General features: G+C 69.3%; 16 protein-coding genes. 7 read left to right on the forward strand and 9 right to left on the reverse strand.

The genetic code is table 11. The features are described from left to right. Positions 1 to 38 precede the first annotated feature (38 nt). Positions 39 to 2,531, reverse strand: a complete 2,493-nt coding sequence (gene ligD, locus PAM7066_RS08510) for a DNA ligase D (protein WP_085853732.1) — start codon at positions 2,529 to 2,531, stop codon at positions 39 to 41. Beyond that, positions 2,531 to 2,704, reverse strand: coding sequence for a hypothetical protein (locus PAM7066_RS18910; RefSeq protein WP_175484604.1), 174 nt, complete (start codon positions 2,702 to 2,704; stop codon positions 2,531 to 2,533). The genes ligD and PAM7066_RS18910 overlap by 1 nt, the downstream gene beginning before the upstream one ends. A gap of 106 nt (positions 2,705 to 2,810) precedes the next feature. Between PAM7066_RS18910 and PAM7066_RS08515 the strand changes: the two genes are divergently transcribed. After that, positions 2,811 to 3,503 (forward strand): glutathione S-transferase family protein, encoded by a 693-nt coding sequence (locus tag PAM7066_RS08515; protein ID WP_085853733.1) that lies wholly within the window; start codon positions 2,811 to 2,813, stop codon positions 3,501 to 3,503. Here PAM7066_RS08515 and PAM7066_RS08520 read toward each other — a convergent pair. Both PAM7066_RS08520 and mnmC2 read right to left on the reverse strand, forming a co-directional pair. Continuing rightward, positions 3,500 to 4,378 carry a DMT family transporter gene (locus tag PAM7066_RS08520; protein WP_085853734.1) on the reverse strand — a complete coding sequence of 293 codons (879 nt, stop codon included), beginning with the start codon at positions 4,376 to 4,378 and terminating at the stop codon, positions 3,500 to 3,502. The two genes, PAM7066_RS08515 and PAM7066_RS08520, sit on opposite strands and share 4 nt — an antisense overlap. Then, positions 4,375 to 5,037, reverse strand: coding sequence for a tRNA (5-methylaminomethyl-2-thiouridine)(34)-methyltransferase MnmC2 (gene mnmC2, locus PAM7066_RS08525; protein WP_085853735.1), 663 nt, complete (start codon positions 5,035 to 5,037; stop codon positions 4,375 to 4,377). The genes PAM7066_RS08520 and mnmC2 overlap by 4 nt, the downstream gene beginning before the upstream one ends. Before the next feature lie 47 nt (positions 5,038 to 5,084). Between mnmC2 and PAM7066_RS08530 the strand changes: the two genes are divergently transcribed. Then, positions 5,085 to 6,101, forward strand: coding sequence for an NAD(P)/FAD-dependent oxidoreductase (locus PAM7066_RS08530; protein ID WP_085853736.1), 1,017 nt, complete (start codon positions 5,085 to 5,087; stop codon positions 6,099 to 6,101). Here the strand turns inward: PAM7066_RS08530 and PAM7066_RS08535 are convergent. After that, positions 6,098 to 7,111 carry an acyltransferase family protein gene (locus tag PAM7066_RS08535; RefSeq protein ID WP_085853737.1) on the reverse strand — a complete coding sequence of 338 codons (1,014 nt, stop codon included), beginning with the start codon at positions 7,109 to 7,111 and terminating at the stop codon, positions 6,098 to 6,100. The genes PAM7066_RS08530 and PAM7066_RS08535 overlap by 4 nt on opposite strands. Before the next feature lie 203 nt (positions 7,112 to 7,314). Beyond that, entirely contained in the window at positions 7,315 to 7,818 is a 504-nt protein-coding gene (locus PAM7066_RS19545) for an acyltransferase (protein ID WP_085853738.1), read from the reverse strand. Positions 7,819 to 7,885: 67 nt separating this feature from the next. Between PAM7066_RS19545 and PAM7066_RS08545 the strand changes: the two genes are divergently transcribed. From PAM7066_RS08545 to PAM7066_RS08560, 4 genes are read left to right on the forward strand one after another with little or no spacing between them, the layout of a single operon-like run. Then, positions 7,886 to 9,097 carry a right-handed parallel beta-helix repeat-containing protein gene (locus PAM7066_RS08545; protein ID WP_085853739.1) on the forward strand — a complete coding sequence of 404 codons (1,212 nt, stop codon included), beginning with the start codon at positions 7,886 to 7,888 and terminating at the stop codon, positions 9,095 to 9,097. A gap of 29 nt (positions 9,098 to 9,126) precedes the next feature. Further along, entirely contained in the window at positions 9,127 to 10,347 is a 1,221-nt protein-coding gene (locus PAM7066_RS08550; RefSeq protein ID WP_175484605.1) for an O-antigen ligase family protein, read from the forward strand. Further along, a complete protein-coding gene (locus PAM7066_RS08555; RefSeq protein WP_085853741.1) occupies positions 10,334 to 11,269 on the forward strand; it encodes a glycosyltransferase family 2 protein in 936 nt (311 codons plus the stop codon). The genes PAM7066_RS08550 and PAM7066_RS08555 overlap by 14 nt, the downstream gene beginning before the upstream one ends. Further along, complete coding sequence (locus tag PAM7066_RS08560) at positions 11,266 to 11,835, forward strand: acyltransferase (RefSeq protein ID WP_085853742.1); 570 nt, start codon at positions 11,266 to 11,268, stop codon at positions 11,833 to 11,835. The genes PAM7066_RS08555 and PAM7066_RS08560 overlap by 4 nt, the downstream gene beginning before the upstream one ends. Here PAM7066_RS08560 and PAM7066_RS08565 read toward each other — a convergent pair. Beyond that, positions 11,832 to 13,187, reverse strand: a complete 1,356-nt coding sequence (locus PAM7066_RS08565) for an oligosaccharide flippase family protein (protein ID WP_175484606.1) — start codon at positions 13,185 to 13,187, stop codon at positions 11,832 to 11,834. The genes PAM7066_RS08560 and PAM7066_RS08565 overlap by 4 nt on opposite strands. Before the next feature lie 106 nt (positions 13,188 to 13,293). On the opposite strand from PAM7066_RS08565, the gene PAM7066_RS08570 reads away from it, so the two are divergent. Then, entirely contained in the window at positions 13,294 to 14,148 is an 855-nt protein-coding gene (locus PAM7066_RS08570) for a glycosyltransferase family 2 protein (RefSeq protein WP_085853934.1), read from the forward strand. Between the two features lie 6 nt (positions 14,149 to 14,154). On the opposite strand, the gene PAM7066_RS08575 is transcribed toward PAM7066_RS08570, so the two are convergent. Both PAM7066_RS08575 and PAM7066_RS08580 read right to left on the reverse strand, forming a co-directional pair. Next, entirely contained in the window at positions 14,155 to 15,279 is a 1,125-nt protein-coding gene (locus tag PAM7066_RS08575; protein ID WP_085853744.1) for a hypothetical protein, read from the reverse strand. A gap of 4 nt (positions 15,280 to 15,283) precedes the next feature. Further along, positions 15,284 to 15,892, reverse strand: a complete 609-nt coding sequence (locus PAM7066_RS08580; protein ID WP_085853745.1) for a polysaccharide biosynthesis/export family protein — start codon at positions 15,890 to 15,892, stop codon at positions 15,284 to 15,286. Between the last annotated feature and the right edge of the window lie 44 nt (positions 15,893 to 15,936).

The following is a 15,936-nucleotide window of genomic DNA, read 5'->3' on the forward strand; positions in this document are numbered from 1 at the left end:
GGTTGCCTGCTGCCTGAAGTTTCCAGCGCTCCTGTGCATCAATCGTCCGCCGCTGCCCAGTCTTCGAGCTTGGAGAGGGTGCCGCGCGTGATCTGCTGCAGGTCATCGGCGCGCGTCAGGTAAGGGCACGGCTCTTCCAGCCGCTCCTTCACCGCGCCCATGGTGAAGAGGTTCGCCCCGTCGAGCCGCTTCAGCTCGGCCCACTCCACCGGCACGGCGACCGGCCCGCCTTGCCGCGCGCGGACGGAATAGGGGCTGACGGCGGTCTGGCCGCGTTCGTTCCTGAGGTAGTCGATGAAGATGCGGCCCTTGCGCCTGGCCTTGGACATGGTGGCCACGAAACGGTCGGGCTCGGCCTCGGCCATCACATGGGCGAGGGTCTTCGAGAACCCCTTGACCGTGTCCCACCCATGCGCGCGGCGCAGCGGCACCCAGACGTGGACGCCCTTGCCACCTGTCACCATCGCGCCCGCCGAAAGGCCCAGATCCTCCAGCCGGTCGCGCAGGTCGAAGGCGGCCGACCTGGTGTCGGCCCAGCCCAGCCCTTCGTCCGGGTCGAGGTCGAAGATCAGCCGGTCGGGCCGGTCGATCCGGTCGGTGCGGCTGCCCCAGATATGGAACTCGATCGTGCCCATCTGCGCGCAGGCCACGAAGCCCTCGGGGCGGGTGGCGTAGATGTATGTGCCGGTGCCGCCGTTCTTTTCCTCGATCTCGACTTCCTCGACCGCGTCGGGGAACCCGTCGCTGGCGTGCTTCTGGAAGAAGGTCTGCCCCGACATCCCCTTCGGGGCGCGCAAGAGCGACAGGGGCCGGTGGCCCGCGATGGCGGTCAGGCGCTCGCCCGCGCGGTCGTAGTGGCGCGCGAGGTCAAGCTTGGTGCAGCCGGAACTCGGGAACACCTCTCGGTCGGGCGAGGATATGCGCTGGCCCGCAACCTCGGCCGCGCCGTCGCGTCGCGCTTTTGGCTCCGGCGTCTTGTCAGGCGGTTCCGGGGCCTCGTCCTGCGGGGTCTCGAGGGTGACGTTCTCGGCCGCCTTGTCCTCGCGGGTGCCCTGGTAGGCGCCGTGGCGGATATGGCCGTCGGCGGTGAACTCGGTGAACTCGACCTCGATTACCGTGTCGGCCCGGACCCAGACCGCGTCGCGCGCGATGTTCTTGGGCACATCCCTGAAGGGTGGCGTCTTGCGCGCGATGAAGCCTTTCGCAAGCGCCTGCATGTCATCCTGGCTGTAGCCGGTGCCAACCCGCCCGCGATAGCGCAAGCCGTCCGGCCCGTGCTCTCCCACCAGCAGCGAGGCGAAGGAGCGGTTCTTGTCCGAGGGCGCGTAGCCGCCGACCACGAATTCCTGCCGCTTGGTGCATTTCACCTTCACCCACGCCTTCGAGCGGGTGGAGCGGTAGGGCGCCGACAGCTTCTTCGAGATGATCCCCTCGGCCCCCTCCTTGCACGCTGCGGCATAGACCTCGTCTCCGTGGCCCACGACCTGGTCCGTCAGGCGCAGGGGGCCGGTCTTCGGCACCCCGCGGAACAGCTTCTCCAGCGCGTCGCGGCGGTCCTTCTGGCTTTCGCCGGTCAGGTCCTCGCCGTCGAGCGATAGCAGGTCGAAACAGAAGAACACCAGGTCGCCCCCCTCCTTCAGCGCCCGCTGCAGCGACGAGAAGGGCGAGCCGCTGATCTTCGCCGCCATGACCTCTCCGTCCAGAAGGCAGGCATCGCAGGGGAGCGGGTCGAACGCGCCCGCCAGCGCCCCGAATTTCTCGGTCCAGTCCTTGCCGTTGCGGGTCCAGAGCGTCACGCCCCCCTTCCCCACCGACGCCAGGGCACGGTAGCCGTCGAACTTCGTCTCGTGCACCCAGTCGCCGCCCTCGGGCGCGTCGCCGACCAGCGTGGCGAGTTGCGGCTTCTGGAACTTCGGCGCCTTAAGGTCGCGGTCGGGACCGTCCGTCGCAAGCTCTTCGGCATCGGCATCTTGGGCGATCGCGTCCATGTCGCGCCCCGTCTGGACGCTGGTCAGATATTCGCCGGTCAGGGCGTCCGAGTCGCCCTCGACATACTGGTCCTTCTCCTTGATCAGCAGCCAGGCCCGGTCGCCACCCTTCTTGAACCGCACCAGCGCATAGCCGCCCCGGATCCGCTCGCCTGCGATGTCCATCTTGAGGTTGCCGGCCGCGAGCATCTCGTCCACGTCGCCGCGCGGGGTCCAGGTGCCCTTGTCCCACAGCATCACGGTGCCGCCGCCATATTCGCCTTCGGGGATCGTGCCCTCGAAGTCGCCGTAGTCGAGCGGGTGATCCTCGGTCCGCTGCGCCAGGCGCTTGTCTCCCAGCTTGGGCGACGGTCCCTTGGGGACGGCCCAGGACAGCAGCACGCCGTCCCATTCGAGGCGCAGGTCGTAGTGCAGCGCCGAGGCATCGTGCTTCTGAATCGAGAACCACAGATCCTCGCCCCGCCGCGGGGACGCCTCGCCCTTTGGCTCGCGCGTCTTCCGGAAATCGCGCCTGGCGTTGTACTCGTTCAGCTTGTCGACCATCACGACGCCTTCTTCCGGTCGCCGAACTTCTCGGAATGAACACGTTTGCCGGTGGCCTTGTGGATTTGCCGGAACGACACGTGCGGACTTGGGGCGGAGGCAGCAGAAGGCTCCACCGCGATCGACGCGAGCGACAGGCGCAACTGACCGGACCAGACGGCACGCGGAGCCATGGCATCCCTCCTTCTTTGGCCATCCACGTAGTGCACAGACCGCCTGCCGCCACGCAGGGGTGACGACGCGCGCACCGAGCATAGTTTCAGGGAAAAGGAGACTCCGATGGCAACGCTCGACGATTTCCCGATCACCCGCAAATGGCCCCCGCAGGATGCTGGCGTGATCCAGCTCTATTCCTTCCCGACGCCGAACGGGGTGAAGGCCGCGATCGCGCTGGAAGAGCTGGGCCTGCCTTACGAACCGCACCTGGTGAAGCTCGGCGACGAGTTCGTGAAGTCGCCCGAGTTCGTGTCGCTGAACCCGAACGGCAAGATCCCCGCGATGATCGACCCCGACGGTCCAGGCGGTCAGCCGATCGAGCTGTGGGAGAGTCACACGATCCTGACCTACCTCGCCGAGAAGACCGGCCGCCTCGGTGGCGAGGGCGCCGCCCGGTGGGAGGTGCAGAAGTGGCTGGCCTGGCAGGTCGCTGGGCTGGGGCCGATGTTCGGTCAGCTTGGCCACTTCGTGAAGCTTGCAGACGAACAGGTGCCCTACGCGCAGGAACGCTACATCGCCGAGGCGCGGCGCCTTCTGGGCGTGATCGACGGGCAGCTGCAGGGGCGCGATTGGGTGGCGGGCGACTTCTCGATCGCCGACATCGCCATCGCGCCGTGGCTGAACGCGCTGGAGTTCTACGAGGTCAAGGACGACGTCGGTTGGCGGGATTTCCCGAACGCTGCCGCGTATGTTGAGCGTTTCTACGACCGCCCCGCCGCACGGAAGGGCAGCCGCATCCCCGACCCCGACGGCTAGGCCCCGCGCTCGGCCCGCTGGCGCGTGCGGAACAGCGTGAAGAGGCCCGCCGACACGACGATGGTCGTGCCCAGGACCGTCATGGGCTCGAGCGTTTCGCCAAAGAGGACGACGCCGAGGAGGCTGGCGAACACGAGCTGGAAGTAGGCGAAGGGCTGGATGGCACTGGCCTCGGCGATCTCGTAGGCCTTGATCAGGCAGAAATGCCCCAATGAGGCGGACACGCACAGGAACGCCATCCATCCCCACCCCGCAGCGTCCATCGGTTCCCACAGCCACAGGCCGGGCGGGGTCAGGACCACCATACCCGCGACGCCTGTCCAGAAGAACGACGTTTCCGCACTATCCTGCCGCGCGACATAGCGGGTCAGAAGCCCGTACAGCGCGAAGCAGAACGCCCCGGCCAGGGGGACGAGGGCCTCGGGCGCGAAGACGGTAAATCCCGGGCGCAGGATCACGAGGATGCCGACGAAGCCCACGCCGATCGCTGCCCAGCGCCGCCAGCCGAGCTTCTCGCCCAGTACCGGGCCCGCAAGCGCCGCGATCAAGAGCGGGTAGCAGGCAAAGACCGCATGCGCCTCGACCAGTCCCAGCAGGACGAAGCCCAGCACCATGATGCAGATCTGGGCCGCCAGCAGCACGCCGCGGAAGATCTGCAGGCCGGGCTGCCGGGTTGCCGCAGCCGCCCGCACGCCTCCGGCCGACCGCGCGGCCACCGCGATCACGAAGGCGGCGAAGAACCAGTAGCGGATCATGATGACCATGACGACGTTGAACTCGGCTGCGAGATGCCGCGAGACCGCATCCTGCACCGAGAAGATGAGCGTCGTCAGGATCATCAGCCGAATGCCGGCCGCCGTGTTCTGAAGGGTCACGGCAAGCGCCCTCGGGTCATGTGTCGCTTGCGTCCGAAGCCCGGCACGCGCTCGACCGCGAAGCCGGCCGCCGCAAGATCCCGGCGCACCTGCCCCGCCGCCGTGTAGGTGGCGAAGGTTCCGCCCCGCACGGTGTGGCGCGCGACCTCGCACAGAAGCTCAGGGGTCCAGAGCCCGGGGTTTCGTGCCGGCGCGAACCCGTCGAGGAACCACGCGTCGGCCTGCCCGTCCCACGATGGCAGGGCGTCGCGCGCGTCGCCTTCGACCACCGTCAAGCGCAGGTCCGAGGGGCCGCTCGCGGCCGCGGCCTCCACGATCTCGGCAGCGGCCGACCCCAGCGCGGGAAACGCGGCCAACGCGCGGGCCATGGCGTCGGGCGTCAGGGGGAACGCTTCGAACGAGGTGTAGGTCAGCGGTCCGGGTACGCCGGCCGCGCGCCAGGCCAGAAGGGTCGCGGCACAGTTCAGGCCGGTGCCGAAGCCCAGTTCGGCCACGTGGAAGCCGGCACGGAAGCGGGCCGGAAGGTCGTTGCCGGACAGAAAGACGTGCTGCGTCTCGGCCAGCCCGTCCTGCAGCGAGAAATACGGGTCGTCAAACGCGCGCGAGACCGGCACGCCGTCGCGCCAGTCGAGCGTCTCGCGGTTTTCATGGGCCGTCATCGAGGCTACCCCCCTTGCCGAGCGGCAGAACCACGAAAGGCCACCCGATGACAAGCGACGTCACGATCCGCGGCGCGGGGATCTACGGGCTGACCGTGGCGTGGGAGATGCTCCGCCGCGGCGCCCGCGTCACCGTGATCGATCCCGCCGGCCCGGGCGCGGGGGCGAGCGGCAACCTCGTCGGCGCCATGGCCCCCCACGCGCCCGAGGCGTGGTCCGAGATCAAGGCCCTGCAATTCGAAAGCCTCTCGGCTGCGCCCGCGTTCTGGGCCGAGGTCTCGCAGGCCGGAGGCGGCGACCCCGGCTACGCGCGGACGGGCCGACTGCAGCCAATCGCCGACGCGGCGGCGCTCGATCGCGCACGAGAGCGGGCCGGGTTGTCCGGAACCCACTGGCCCGGCTTCGCATGGGAGGTGGTCGATGCGCCCTCGGGCTGGGCGCCGGTGTCGGCCACGGGGCTGGTCATCCGCGACACGCTGACCGCGCGCGTCGACCCTCCGCGTGCCGTGGAGGCCCTGGTGCGGGCGATCCGCGCAGAGGGCGGAGCGGTGGTGGCGGACGCGCCGGAACGGGGGCCGGTGATCCACGCGACCGGAGCGGCGGGCCTCGCCGCGCTGTCCCGGACGGCAGGCCGCGAGGTGGGACGGCCGATCAAGGGGCAGGCTGCGCGGCTGGCCTTCGACGCCGCGGACCTGCCGCAGATTTTCGCCGACGGGTTGCACGTCGTGCCACACGCGGACGGAACGGTCGGCATCGGATCGACCAGCGAGCGCGATTTCGACCACGACGCCCCGGACAGCCTGCTGGACGACGTGATCGCCCGCGCCCGCACGATGGTGCCTGCCATCGCCGACGCGCCCGTCGTGGCCAGGTGGGCCGGGATGCGTCCCCGCGCCCGCTCGCGACAGCCCCTGGTCGGCGCGTGGCCAGGGCGACCGGGTCATTTCGTGGCGAATGGCGCGTTCAAGATCGGCTTCGGCACGCATATCGCGGTGGCGCAGCTGGTCGCCGACCTGGTGCTCGAAGGGCACGACACGGTTCCCGCGCCTCTCCGCCCGGGCTAGGGCGACCCGCCCACTTCCACCGCCGGCGCCACGGAGCGGCCCTTCTTCAGGCGCAGCGCGGGGCGCTCGACAAGGTGCCAGGACACAGCGGCGCAGAGGATCGTCGGCGGCAGGGACAGCGCGATGTTGGACAGCGGCGTCTCGGCGCCCATGGCGGTCGCAGCTTGTTGCAGGGGGAAGGCGTAGATGTAGATGCCGTAGGAATAGTCCGGCAGCCGCACAGCCGGCGCGCGGAACCCCACGAGGATCGCGCCATAGGCGAGCGCCAGCGACAGGATCGGACCGCTCAGCGGGGCCAGCACCAGAAGGCCCGCGCCCACCGCCCAGGACAGCTGCACCCGATCGCGCCAGAAATAGAGCGCCGCACCGATGGCGAAGGGCAGTCCCAGCTCGCACAACCGAACGATCCGAAGCTGCGCGACGAAAAGCGGCAGCACCACGCAGGCGACCGCGAAGAGGACCAGCCCCACGTCCCGCGCCCGGGGCCGCGCGAAAAGCCCGCCGAGCCCCGCCAGCAGGACGACGAGGTAGAGCACCGCCTCGAAGAACAGGCTCCAGAGAGAGCCGTTCACGACAGGGCCGTAGGGCGTCGCCTCGAAGAGGCCCGGCAGGTCGTAGTCAAGCTCGACCAGCGTCAGGTTGCGGATGAAGTAGCCCGGCGCATCTGCCAGGAAGAGCGCCGGCTCGGGCGTGAAGGCGAGGCCCACGCTCAGCGTCGCCAGCAGCATTACCGCAAGACCCGGGAACAGTCGCAATCCGCGGCCCCGGACGAAGCGCTGCCACGACCGGTTGCGGTCGAAGCTGCGGGTCACGAAGAAGCCCGAGATCGAAATGAAGATCACGACGCAGACATGCCCAAGTGACTGCCCGGTCAGTTCCTTGAGGGGCGCCACGGCCTCGCGCCCCAGCGCCAGCGGCCAGGCATGGGAAACCAGCACCCCGAGCGCCGCAGCGATACGCACCGCGGTAAAGGCGTCGCGGCCCCGCGCCAGACCCTCGGCCGGCGTCATGGCAGCACAACCGGCCGCGACCGGGACGCCAGGGCGGGCGCTTCCGGCAGCGCCACGTTCTCGAACTTCATCGGCATCGTCCCTCGTCCGCGCGCGTTGCCCGGCGCGAGTCGGTGCCGGCCGGGCTTCGCGCTCCTCTTTGAGGCGCAAAGGTTAAGGATCCGTCAGGGTCGATGCGGGGGCCGGCAAGAGCGCTGGGGCGATCAGGTCAGCCCGGCCAGCGCGAGCGCACTTTCGCGGGCGTCGGCATCGGGCAGGCGACCATAGGCGCCGACCTCGATCCCCTCGCGCAGGATGCGGGCGGGATTGCCGGCGACGATGCAGCCCGGCGGGACGGATTTCGTGACCACCGCGCCGGCACCGACGATGCAGCCGTCGCCGATCTCGACACCCGGAAGGATCATCGCGCGGCCGCCGATGAAGCAGTTTTGCCCGATCCGGGTGTGCAGGTAGAGCCCGCGCGTGCGGTCATGGGTCAGCACGCGCGACTCGAACGCCAGGTAGCTCTGCGCGCCCACATGCACGCCGATCGGGAAGGTCAGGTCCAGCTTCGCCGACAGCGACATCTGGACCGTGGGGTGCAGGTCCATCCGCCAGACCCGCACGAACCACGCCCGCCGCAGCGCCACGACTGCGTTGCGGATAGCGGCGATCCGGTTCAGCCCGCGCCGCCGCGCCTTGCCGATGGTGCTCTCGTTCGCGGCCATTAACCATCCGTAAATCGTGGGTTCGTAAGGACATCGCAGCTACTGCAAAGGGGGTCAACATTCGCCGATGGTCGCGCTCCGGTTCATTCTCGCGGGGTTTGTCGCACTGCTTGCGACCGCCTGCGGTGCGGCGGGCGTCGATGACCCCGACGAACTGGCCGACGCTCTGCGCACGGCCGAACCGGGCACCGCGCTGCACCTGGGCGCCGGGGATTACGGCACCGTCAGGATCGACGGCATCCACGGCCCCCTGCACCTGATTGCGACCGACCCTGCGAACCCGCCCGTCCTCTCGGGACTCGCGATCACCGACAGCACCGACATCACGTTCGAGGATATCGCGATCGCGTACCGGGCGACCCCGGAGTCGCCCCTCTGGCTGCCCGCGGTGGACATACGGAACGCGAGGGGCATCACCTTTCGCCGCGTGCTGTTCGACGGAGACCTCGCCAGCGGAGGCGCCCCCGAGGATCTGGGCCGCCCGACCGGCACCGCGCTGACGATACGCGACAGCGCCGGCATCACGGTCGAGGACAGCGAGATCCGGCGGTTCGAGCGTGGCATCGTCCTGTCCCACAGCGACGGCATCGCGATCCTGGGGTCGCACCTGCACGGCTTGCGCCATGACGGGATCACCATGGCCGCTGTCCGTCAGGTCCGGATCGAGGGCAACCGCATCGGCAATTTCGATCGCGCGCCCGAATCCGCCGACCACCCAGACATGATCCAGATGTTCACGACCGGGACCGAGCGCCCGTCCGAGGACATCCGCATCGCCGACAACCTGCTTCTATCGGGTCACGGTCTCTGGACCCAGTCGATCCACCTGCGCAACGAGCGCGTCGATCAGGGACAGGCCGGGCCCGAGATGTTCTATCGCGACATCGAGATCGTGGGCAACGTCATCGCCAACGCGCATCTCAACGGCATCCTCGTGGGCGAAACGCGAGGCCTCGTGATCCGCCGCAATTCGCTGATCCGCAACGACCGCTCCGCCGGCCAGGATTTCACCGACGCGCTCGCGACCCCGCTGATCCGGGTGGCGCCCGCCTCGCGCGAGGTCGTGATCGAGAGCAACCTCGCGGCCGGCATCCCCCGCCCCGAGGGCCGCGACTGGCGGATCGTGGACAACGTCGTGATGCCGTTCGCGTCTTATGACGAGGTCCTCGTCGACGCGCGGGCGGGCGATCCGCTTGATATGGCCACCTACGCCTACCGCGCCGACGGCCCGCTCGCAGGCGAAGGAGTCGGCGCCCCAATGCTGGACCCCGCCAGATGACCTTGGGCCGTGCAACGCTCTGCCTGCTGGTGATCGCGGTCCTGACGCCGGTGCACCTCACGATCGGAGGGGTACGGCTGACGCCCTACCTGATCCTCGCCGCGATGGTCCTCCCGTTCCTGCTGCTTCGGTGGATGGCCGCAGGTCCGGCGTTGCGCGCGCCAGACCTCGCGATCGTCGCGCTGGTGCTGTGGCAAGGGCTGACGATCGCGCGGCTGCATCCCGACCAGGTGCTTGAATTCGCCGGTCAGCAGACGCTGTTCACCCTTGGCGCCTATACCGCGGGCCGGCTCCTCGTGCGGTCGGCCGAAGACTTCGCGGCGCTGCTGAAGCTGCTGGTCATCTGCGCCGTCGCAAGCCTGCCCTTCGCGCTGTATGAAGCGCTCGCAGACATCCCGCTGATCCTGCGCATGGTGGCGAAGAGTCCGTTCGCCACCTTCGCCGAGAACGACTATGCCGCGCGGCTCGGCCTCTATCGGGCGCAATGGGTGTTCAGCCATCCGATCCATTACGGGCTGTTCTGCGCGTTCCTGATGTCGCCCGTGGTCTTCGGCCTCGGCTGGGCCCTCCCCGTCAGGGGCGCGACCGCGGTTGCCCTATCTGCCGGTTGCTTCCTTTCGGTGTCGAGCGGCGCCGTCCTGTCCGTCGCACTTCAGATCATCCTCGCGCTCTGCCACCGAGTTGCCGGCCTGGTGGGGCCGCCGTGGCGAATCGTGCTCGCGACGATCGGTCTGGGCTATCTCGCGCTGGAGCTCGTCTCCACCCGCAGCGCCTTCACCGCGCTCAGCACGCGCCTGGCCATCGACAGCCACACGGCGGCGTTCCGCACGCTCATCTGGCAATTCGGTTCCGAGCAGGTCGCGCGCACGCCGATCCTCGGCAACGGTTACCGCTACTGGGCGCGCCCGCCCTGGATGGCCGACAGCGTGGACAACCACTGGCTGCAACAGGCCATGCAACACGGTCTTCCCGCCACGGCCCTGCTCGTCGCCGCGCTCGCATCGGCGCTGTGGCTCGTCAATCGCGGCAGCGCGTCCGAGGGGATGCGCCTGGGCTGGACGCTCTTCATTGCCGGATTCGTGTTCAGCGCCTCAACGGTGGCGATCTGGGGCGAAATCCAGGTGATCTTCATGCTGCTCTTCGGTGCCGGACTGTGGATGGCGCCGGAGCCCGCGCCCGTCCGGCGCGCCGCCTGGCGCTTCACCCGCGCCGTCAACCCGCCAGAAAGGCCCGCCCATGCCCCAGCCTGATCTCACGGTCATCGTCGTCAGCTACAACACCTGCGCGCTGACCCTGGCCTGCCTGCGCACGCTGCACGCCACCACGCAGACCCCGTTCCACACCATCGTCGTGGACAACGCCTCGCAGGATGGCTCGGCCGACGCCATCTCGGCTGCGTTCGCCGGGGTCGAGATGATCGCGTTGTCCGAAAACATCGGCTTCGCCGCGGCGAACAACCTTGCCGCAACGCGCGCGCAGGGGGACTGGCTGCTGTTGCTCAACCCCGATACCGAGTGTCACGGGGGCGCGGTGGATCACCTGCTCGCTTTCTCTCGCGCGCATCCCGAGGCGGGGATCACCGGGGGGCGCACGGTCTTTCCCGATGGATCGCTGAACATCGCCTCCTGCTGGCAACGCAGCACCCTGTGGTCCACCTTCTGCCGCGCAATCGGCCTCGCCGCCGCCTTCCCCCGTTCGGAGCGCCTGAACCCCGAGGCCATGGGCGGCTGGCAGCGCGACAGCGAGCGCGAGGTCGATATCGTCGTCGGCTGCTTCCTGATGATCCGCCGCGGACTGTGGGATCGGCTCGGCGGGTTCGACCCCCGCTACTTCATGTATGGCGAAGAGGCGGACCTGTGCCTGCGCGCCCGTGCGCTCGGCTTCCGTCCACGGATCACGCCCGACGCGCAGATCATGCACATGGTGGGGGCCGCAGCGAATGCGCGAATCGCAAAGTATGTCCAAAGTACCCGCGCCCGCGTGACCCTGATGCGCGATCACTGGCCGGCATGGCAGGTGCCACTTGGCCGGACGCTCCTCTGGCTGTGGGCAGGAGGGCGCGCGGCGTCCTTCGCGGCTCTGGCGCGGGTCGACGCGCGCCGCCATGGGCAAGCGGTGCTCTGGTCCGAGATGTGGGCACGGCGCCGCGAATGGCTGGGTGGCTACGTATGAGCGCTCCGGTCCACAAGCGCCGCCTGTCGCGCCGGCGCCGGCTGGTGCGGCTGATCACCGGCGCGCTCGACCCGCGGGCCTGGGGGCATCTGCTGAAAGTGGTGAACTACTACAATTACAGCCATGTGGCCGAACTGCGCGCGGCAATGGTCGATCCGACGGCGAACATCTCGCCCTTGGCCACCTTTGCCAATGGACGGAACCTCGTGATCGGCGCACGGACCACGATTGGCGCCGGGTGCTACCTGTGGGCCGGACCGAACGAGGCACGTATCACCGTCGGCGACGACACGATCTTCGGGCCGGACGTGATGGTGACGGCGACGGGCTATCGCTACGAGGACGGAGCTCCGATCAACGATCAGGCCATGGACGAGGCCCCGATCGAGATCGGCCCCGATTGCTGGATCGGGCGGGGCGCGACGATCCTCGCGGGATCTTCGCTGGGCGAGGGTTCGATCGTCGGGGCGAATGCCGTGGTGCGGGGTCGGTTCCCTCCCTTCAGCATCGTCGCTGGCGTTCCCGCCCGCGTCGTGAGCACCCGCCGCATCGGAACCGCGGACTAGGTCGGCACGCTCCGCGCGGTTCCCGGCGCGCGGGCGATCCGGCGCAGGTTCCGGGCAAGGCAGACGGTTGCCACGACGCAAACCGAGACGACGACCGGCCCCGCACCGGTCCAGATGCCGACGCAGGTCGCCGCGCCTGCAAGCCCGGCCGGCAGGCACGCGCTCGGCGGCACCCGATCCCTGATCCCGACGAAGGCCACCAGGCAGGCGAACGCCTCGAACGCGGTGCCGACCAGGACGATCTCGTACAATCCGCCGCCCTGCCACAGGATGATGGCGATCGGCGCAAGGCCGATCGCGCGCACCGCATCGGCACAGAGCGACACCTTCGCGCGCCCGGCGCCAAGCGCGACCGTCGTGGCCCCGCTGCGGAACACGCGCAGCGCCTGCTGGACCCCGAGCAGCGCCAGCAACTCGGCGAGGGGTGCGAACCCGGCCCCCAGGATCGGCAGGACGACGGGGCCAAGCGCGAAGGCCGCCACCGCCGCCAGCCCCGCGGCCCCGACGATACCGGCCTCGACCGTCGCCGCGGCGACCGCCCGATCCGGAGCGCGGGTCAGAAGCGGCAGAAAGCCGCTCTGCACCGAGCGGGCGAGGATCAGCGCGGGCGTGAGGGTCAGCGTCATGCCCATGGCGAACACCCCCAGCGTCTCGAGCCCCAAGCTGCGCGCCACGAGGATCTTGTCGCCGTGGAACGCCGCGAACAGCACTATGCCCTGCAGCAGGATGGGCCAGCCGAAGCGCATCAACCCGCTCCACGCCGCGGTGTCGAACCCGATCCGATAGGGCCGCCGCGACAGGAGGTGGGACGTCGCCAGCGCCACGACCTCTTGCAGGACGAGGGAAATCACCATGATCCGCCAGTCGCCCAGCCACATCGCAAGGGGAAACACGGCCGCCAGGGCAAGCCCGGCGGGCCAGAGACCCACGAGAATGACCGGCCCGTGCCGCGACTCCCGCGTCTGGCGGTGGATGTCGACGTGCTGGAAGCCACGGAGAAGTGGCGCAATGGCCAAGGCGCGGAAGGCCCACGCGGCATCGGCCGCCCCAAGAAAGGCGGCGATCGGCCCCGCCGCGAGGAACAGCGCAAGCGCCGCGAGGATGCCGCGGCAGATTTCGAACCCGTGGACGGCGGCGATCCAGCGCGGATCCTCGCCGCGCGAACAGCGCACGATCTGGCTCGGCACGCCAATCTGCGTGCCCATCTCGACCAGGGCCATGGCCATCGCGAAGCTGACCGCCACACCATAATCCTCGGCCGGGATCAGCGCGGCCACGGCGAGGTTGCGCGCCAGAAGGCATGCCGCGGTTCCGGCGTGGCCCAACAGCAGAATTGCGGCGTTCGTCAGCATGGCGATCCTCCGTCTGGTGCGATTTTTTCCTACACTTGAAGACGTTAAGAGTTCGTTTGCCCCGCATGAATAGCCTGTGTCGGACCCTGCGAGGGAGGAGCCGACCATGCACCGCGCCGCCGTTATCATACCGCATCACAACGACCCCGTTCGGCTGACGCGCTGCCTCGGCGCGCTGGTCGCCGACGCGCCTGCCGATATCGACATCGTCGTCGTGGACAACGGACCGAGCACGTTGCCCGAGGGGATCGAAACGGCGTTTTCGCAGGTGCGTTTCCTGTCCGAGCCCCAGCCCGGCGCCGCCCATGCCCGAAACAGGGGGGTTGCCGAAACGCAGGCCGAGCGGCTGTTCTTCCTGGATTGCGATTGCGTACCCGACCCCGGCTGGATCGAAACCGCCCTCGCCCTTGGGACCCATGCCGATATCGTCGGCGGCCGCATCGCGCTGTTCGACGAGACCCCACGGCTGCGAACCGGGGCCCAGGCGTTCGAGTCGGTCTTCGCCTTCGACAACCGCCGCTACGTCGAAAGCGAGGGGTTCTCGGTCACGGCGAACCTGCTCACGACCCGCGAAGTCTTCGAGGCTGTGGGTCAATTCCGTAGCGGCGTCTCGGAAGACAAGGATTGGTGCCAGCGCGCGACCCGCATGGGCTACCGGATCGCCTATGCCGACGCGCTTACGGTCGCGCATCCGACCCGCGCCGACTGGGACGCCCTCGTTCTCAAGTGGCGTCGCCTGACGGAAGAGGGTCACGCGCTCTCGTCCCAGACGGGACGGCGTATCGCCTGGGCCGCGCGCGCCGTCGCCACCGGCGCGAGCGCCTTCGTTCACGCACCGCGCGTTCTGCGAAAGCAAGGTTTGTCGGGCGCGGATCGCGTCGCGGGGATTACCGTCCTGTTTCGGCTCAGGTGGTTGCGGGCGTGGTGGATGCTCAAGCAGGTCGCCGGCATGCCGATCTGAGGCACGTCAGAAGCCCGCGGTCTCGAAGCGCCGCTCCAGCATGATCGACAGTTCCGACCGGTGCGTCCCCGACGCCCGCTCGGTGTCCATGCGACGGTGCCCCAGTTCCGCGACGAGCGACCAGTCCCGCGTCAGAGCACGACTGACCCCGGCCGCGGCCCGGACCCCCCGATCTGCCTCGGATCCATCCAGCGGATCCCGGTGGAAGGCGCCGAGGCCGAACTCGACCGACGTGAGGCGGGTCGGGCGGTGAGTTGCGCGCAGATCGAAGCGCAGGTCGCCGATCTCGCCCCGCAGGGGATCGTCGATCACATGGTGGCCAGCCTCGATAGAAAGCCGGCTCTGCCGCGACAAGCCAAGACGCAGATCGATATCGCCGATGGGAAGGATTGCGCCCTCGGCCGTCTTCGCCAACCCCAGCTCCGCGCCCAGCGCACCGCCCCGCGGCATCTCGCGGTGGGTCGCGACGCCTGCCGAGAGCCGCGTGCCATCGGGCGTCGTTCGGGCGCCGAGGCGCGCTTCGTCGCGACCGCGCGGCCGGTGCGCCTGCAGCGAAAGGGCCAGATCCTCGTAGGTCGCATCCGCCGCTGCCATGCCGCGCTGCTCGTGCCCCAAGCGCAGCGCGACCCGTCGCGCCGGGCGGGGCGAGAGACCGATCTCGGCCCCCAGCTGATGGCCCGAGGCCTCGCCTTCGTCCGACTGCTCCTGGAAGATCGCTCCCGAGAACGCCCAGTCGAGGGGTGCACCCGCCGCGCGGCCGAATTCGAACCGGCTGCGCGTGGTCGAGCGGGGTGACGTCAGGATCGCTGCCGGATCGAAGCCCCCCTCGTCGAGGCGCTGATGGGACAGGTCGAACGCGGCGATCCGCCCGTCTTTATGGTCCGCGAAGGACAAGGCTGCAGTTCCGGCGGCGTCGCCCTCGGCGTCGAGTTCGCCGGCCAGACCCAGTGTCAGAACGCGATCGGCCGATTGGCGCCGCGCCTGAAGGTCGAACGCGGCGGCGACGCCCAGCGCGGTCCGATGAGGCGTCTGCACCGCCGACGCGCCTTGGGCAAGGCCGAATGTCAGCTCGGTCGCCCCCTGCGCGGCGGTCGCGGCAGAGAGGAGTGCGATCAGGGCAAGGTGGCGCATCGGCCTATTCGAACAGGCGGCGGGCGGGGACGATCAGTGTATCCCCGTCGGCGACGGGCACCTGACCATCGGCGCTCTGTCCCCGCTCGACAGCGTCGTAGTTCAGTGCATAGACCGCCTCATCGGCGCCGTGCGACCGGCGCAACTGGATGCGCTTCGTTGCCGCGAAGTCGCTGAACCCGCCGACCGTCGCCAGGACCTGGAGCACGGTCGTCCCCGGCGCGACCTCGACATGGCCCGGCTTCGCGACTTCGCCCATGACATACACGCTCAGGGTCTCGGCCGGTGCGGGAACGACCTGTACCGGAGCGCTCGGGGCAACCGACGACACGCCAACGAAGACCGTCGGCCCTATTGCAAAGTCGTCCGCCAGCGCGGTTGCCAGCCCGGCCCGTATCTGGTCGACCGACCGCCCTCCGGCGGCGACACTGCCGACGAACGGCAGGTGGATGCGCCCATCCGGGGTGACCAGCGTGTCGCGGTTCATCGCCGGGTCCTCCAACACCTCGACGCGCAGAACGTCGCCCGGCCGCACGAGGTAATCGCCCGCCCTGACCGGCGCGGCGAAAGCCAGCGCAAGAATCAACAGTCCGATTCGCGTCGCGAGCAGCATGGCAGGGTCTCCTTGCCGAAGGGTTTCCCGTCGAATGCCTCGCT

This window comes from Palleronia marisminoris (genome assembly GCF_900172315.1).
Lineage (GTDB): Bacteria > Pseudomonadota > Alphaproteobacteria > Rhodobacterales > Rhodobacteraceae > Palleronia > Palleronia marisminoris.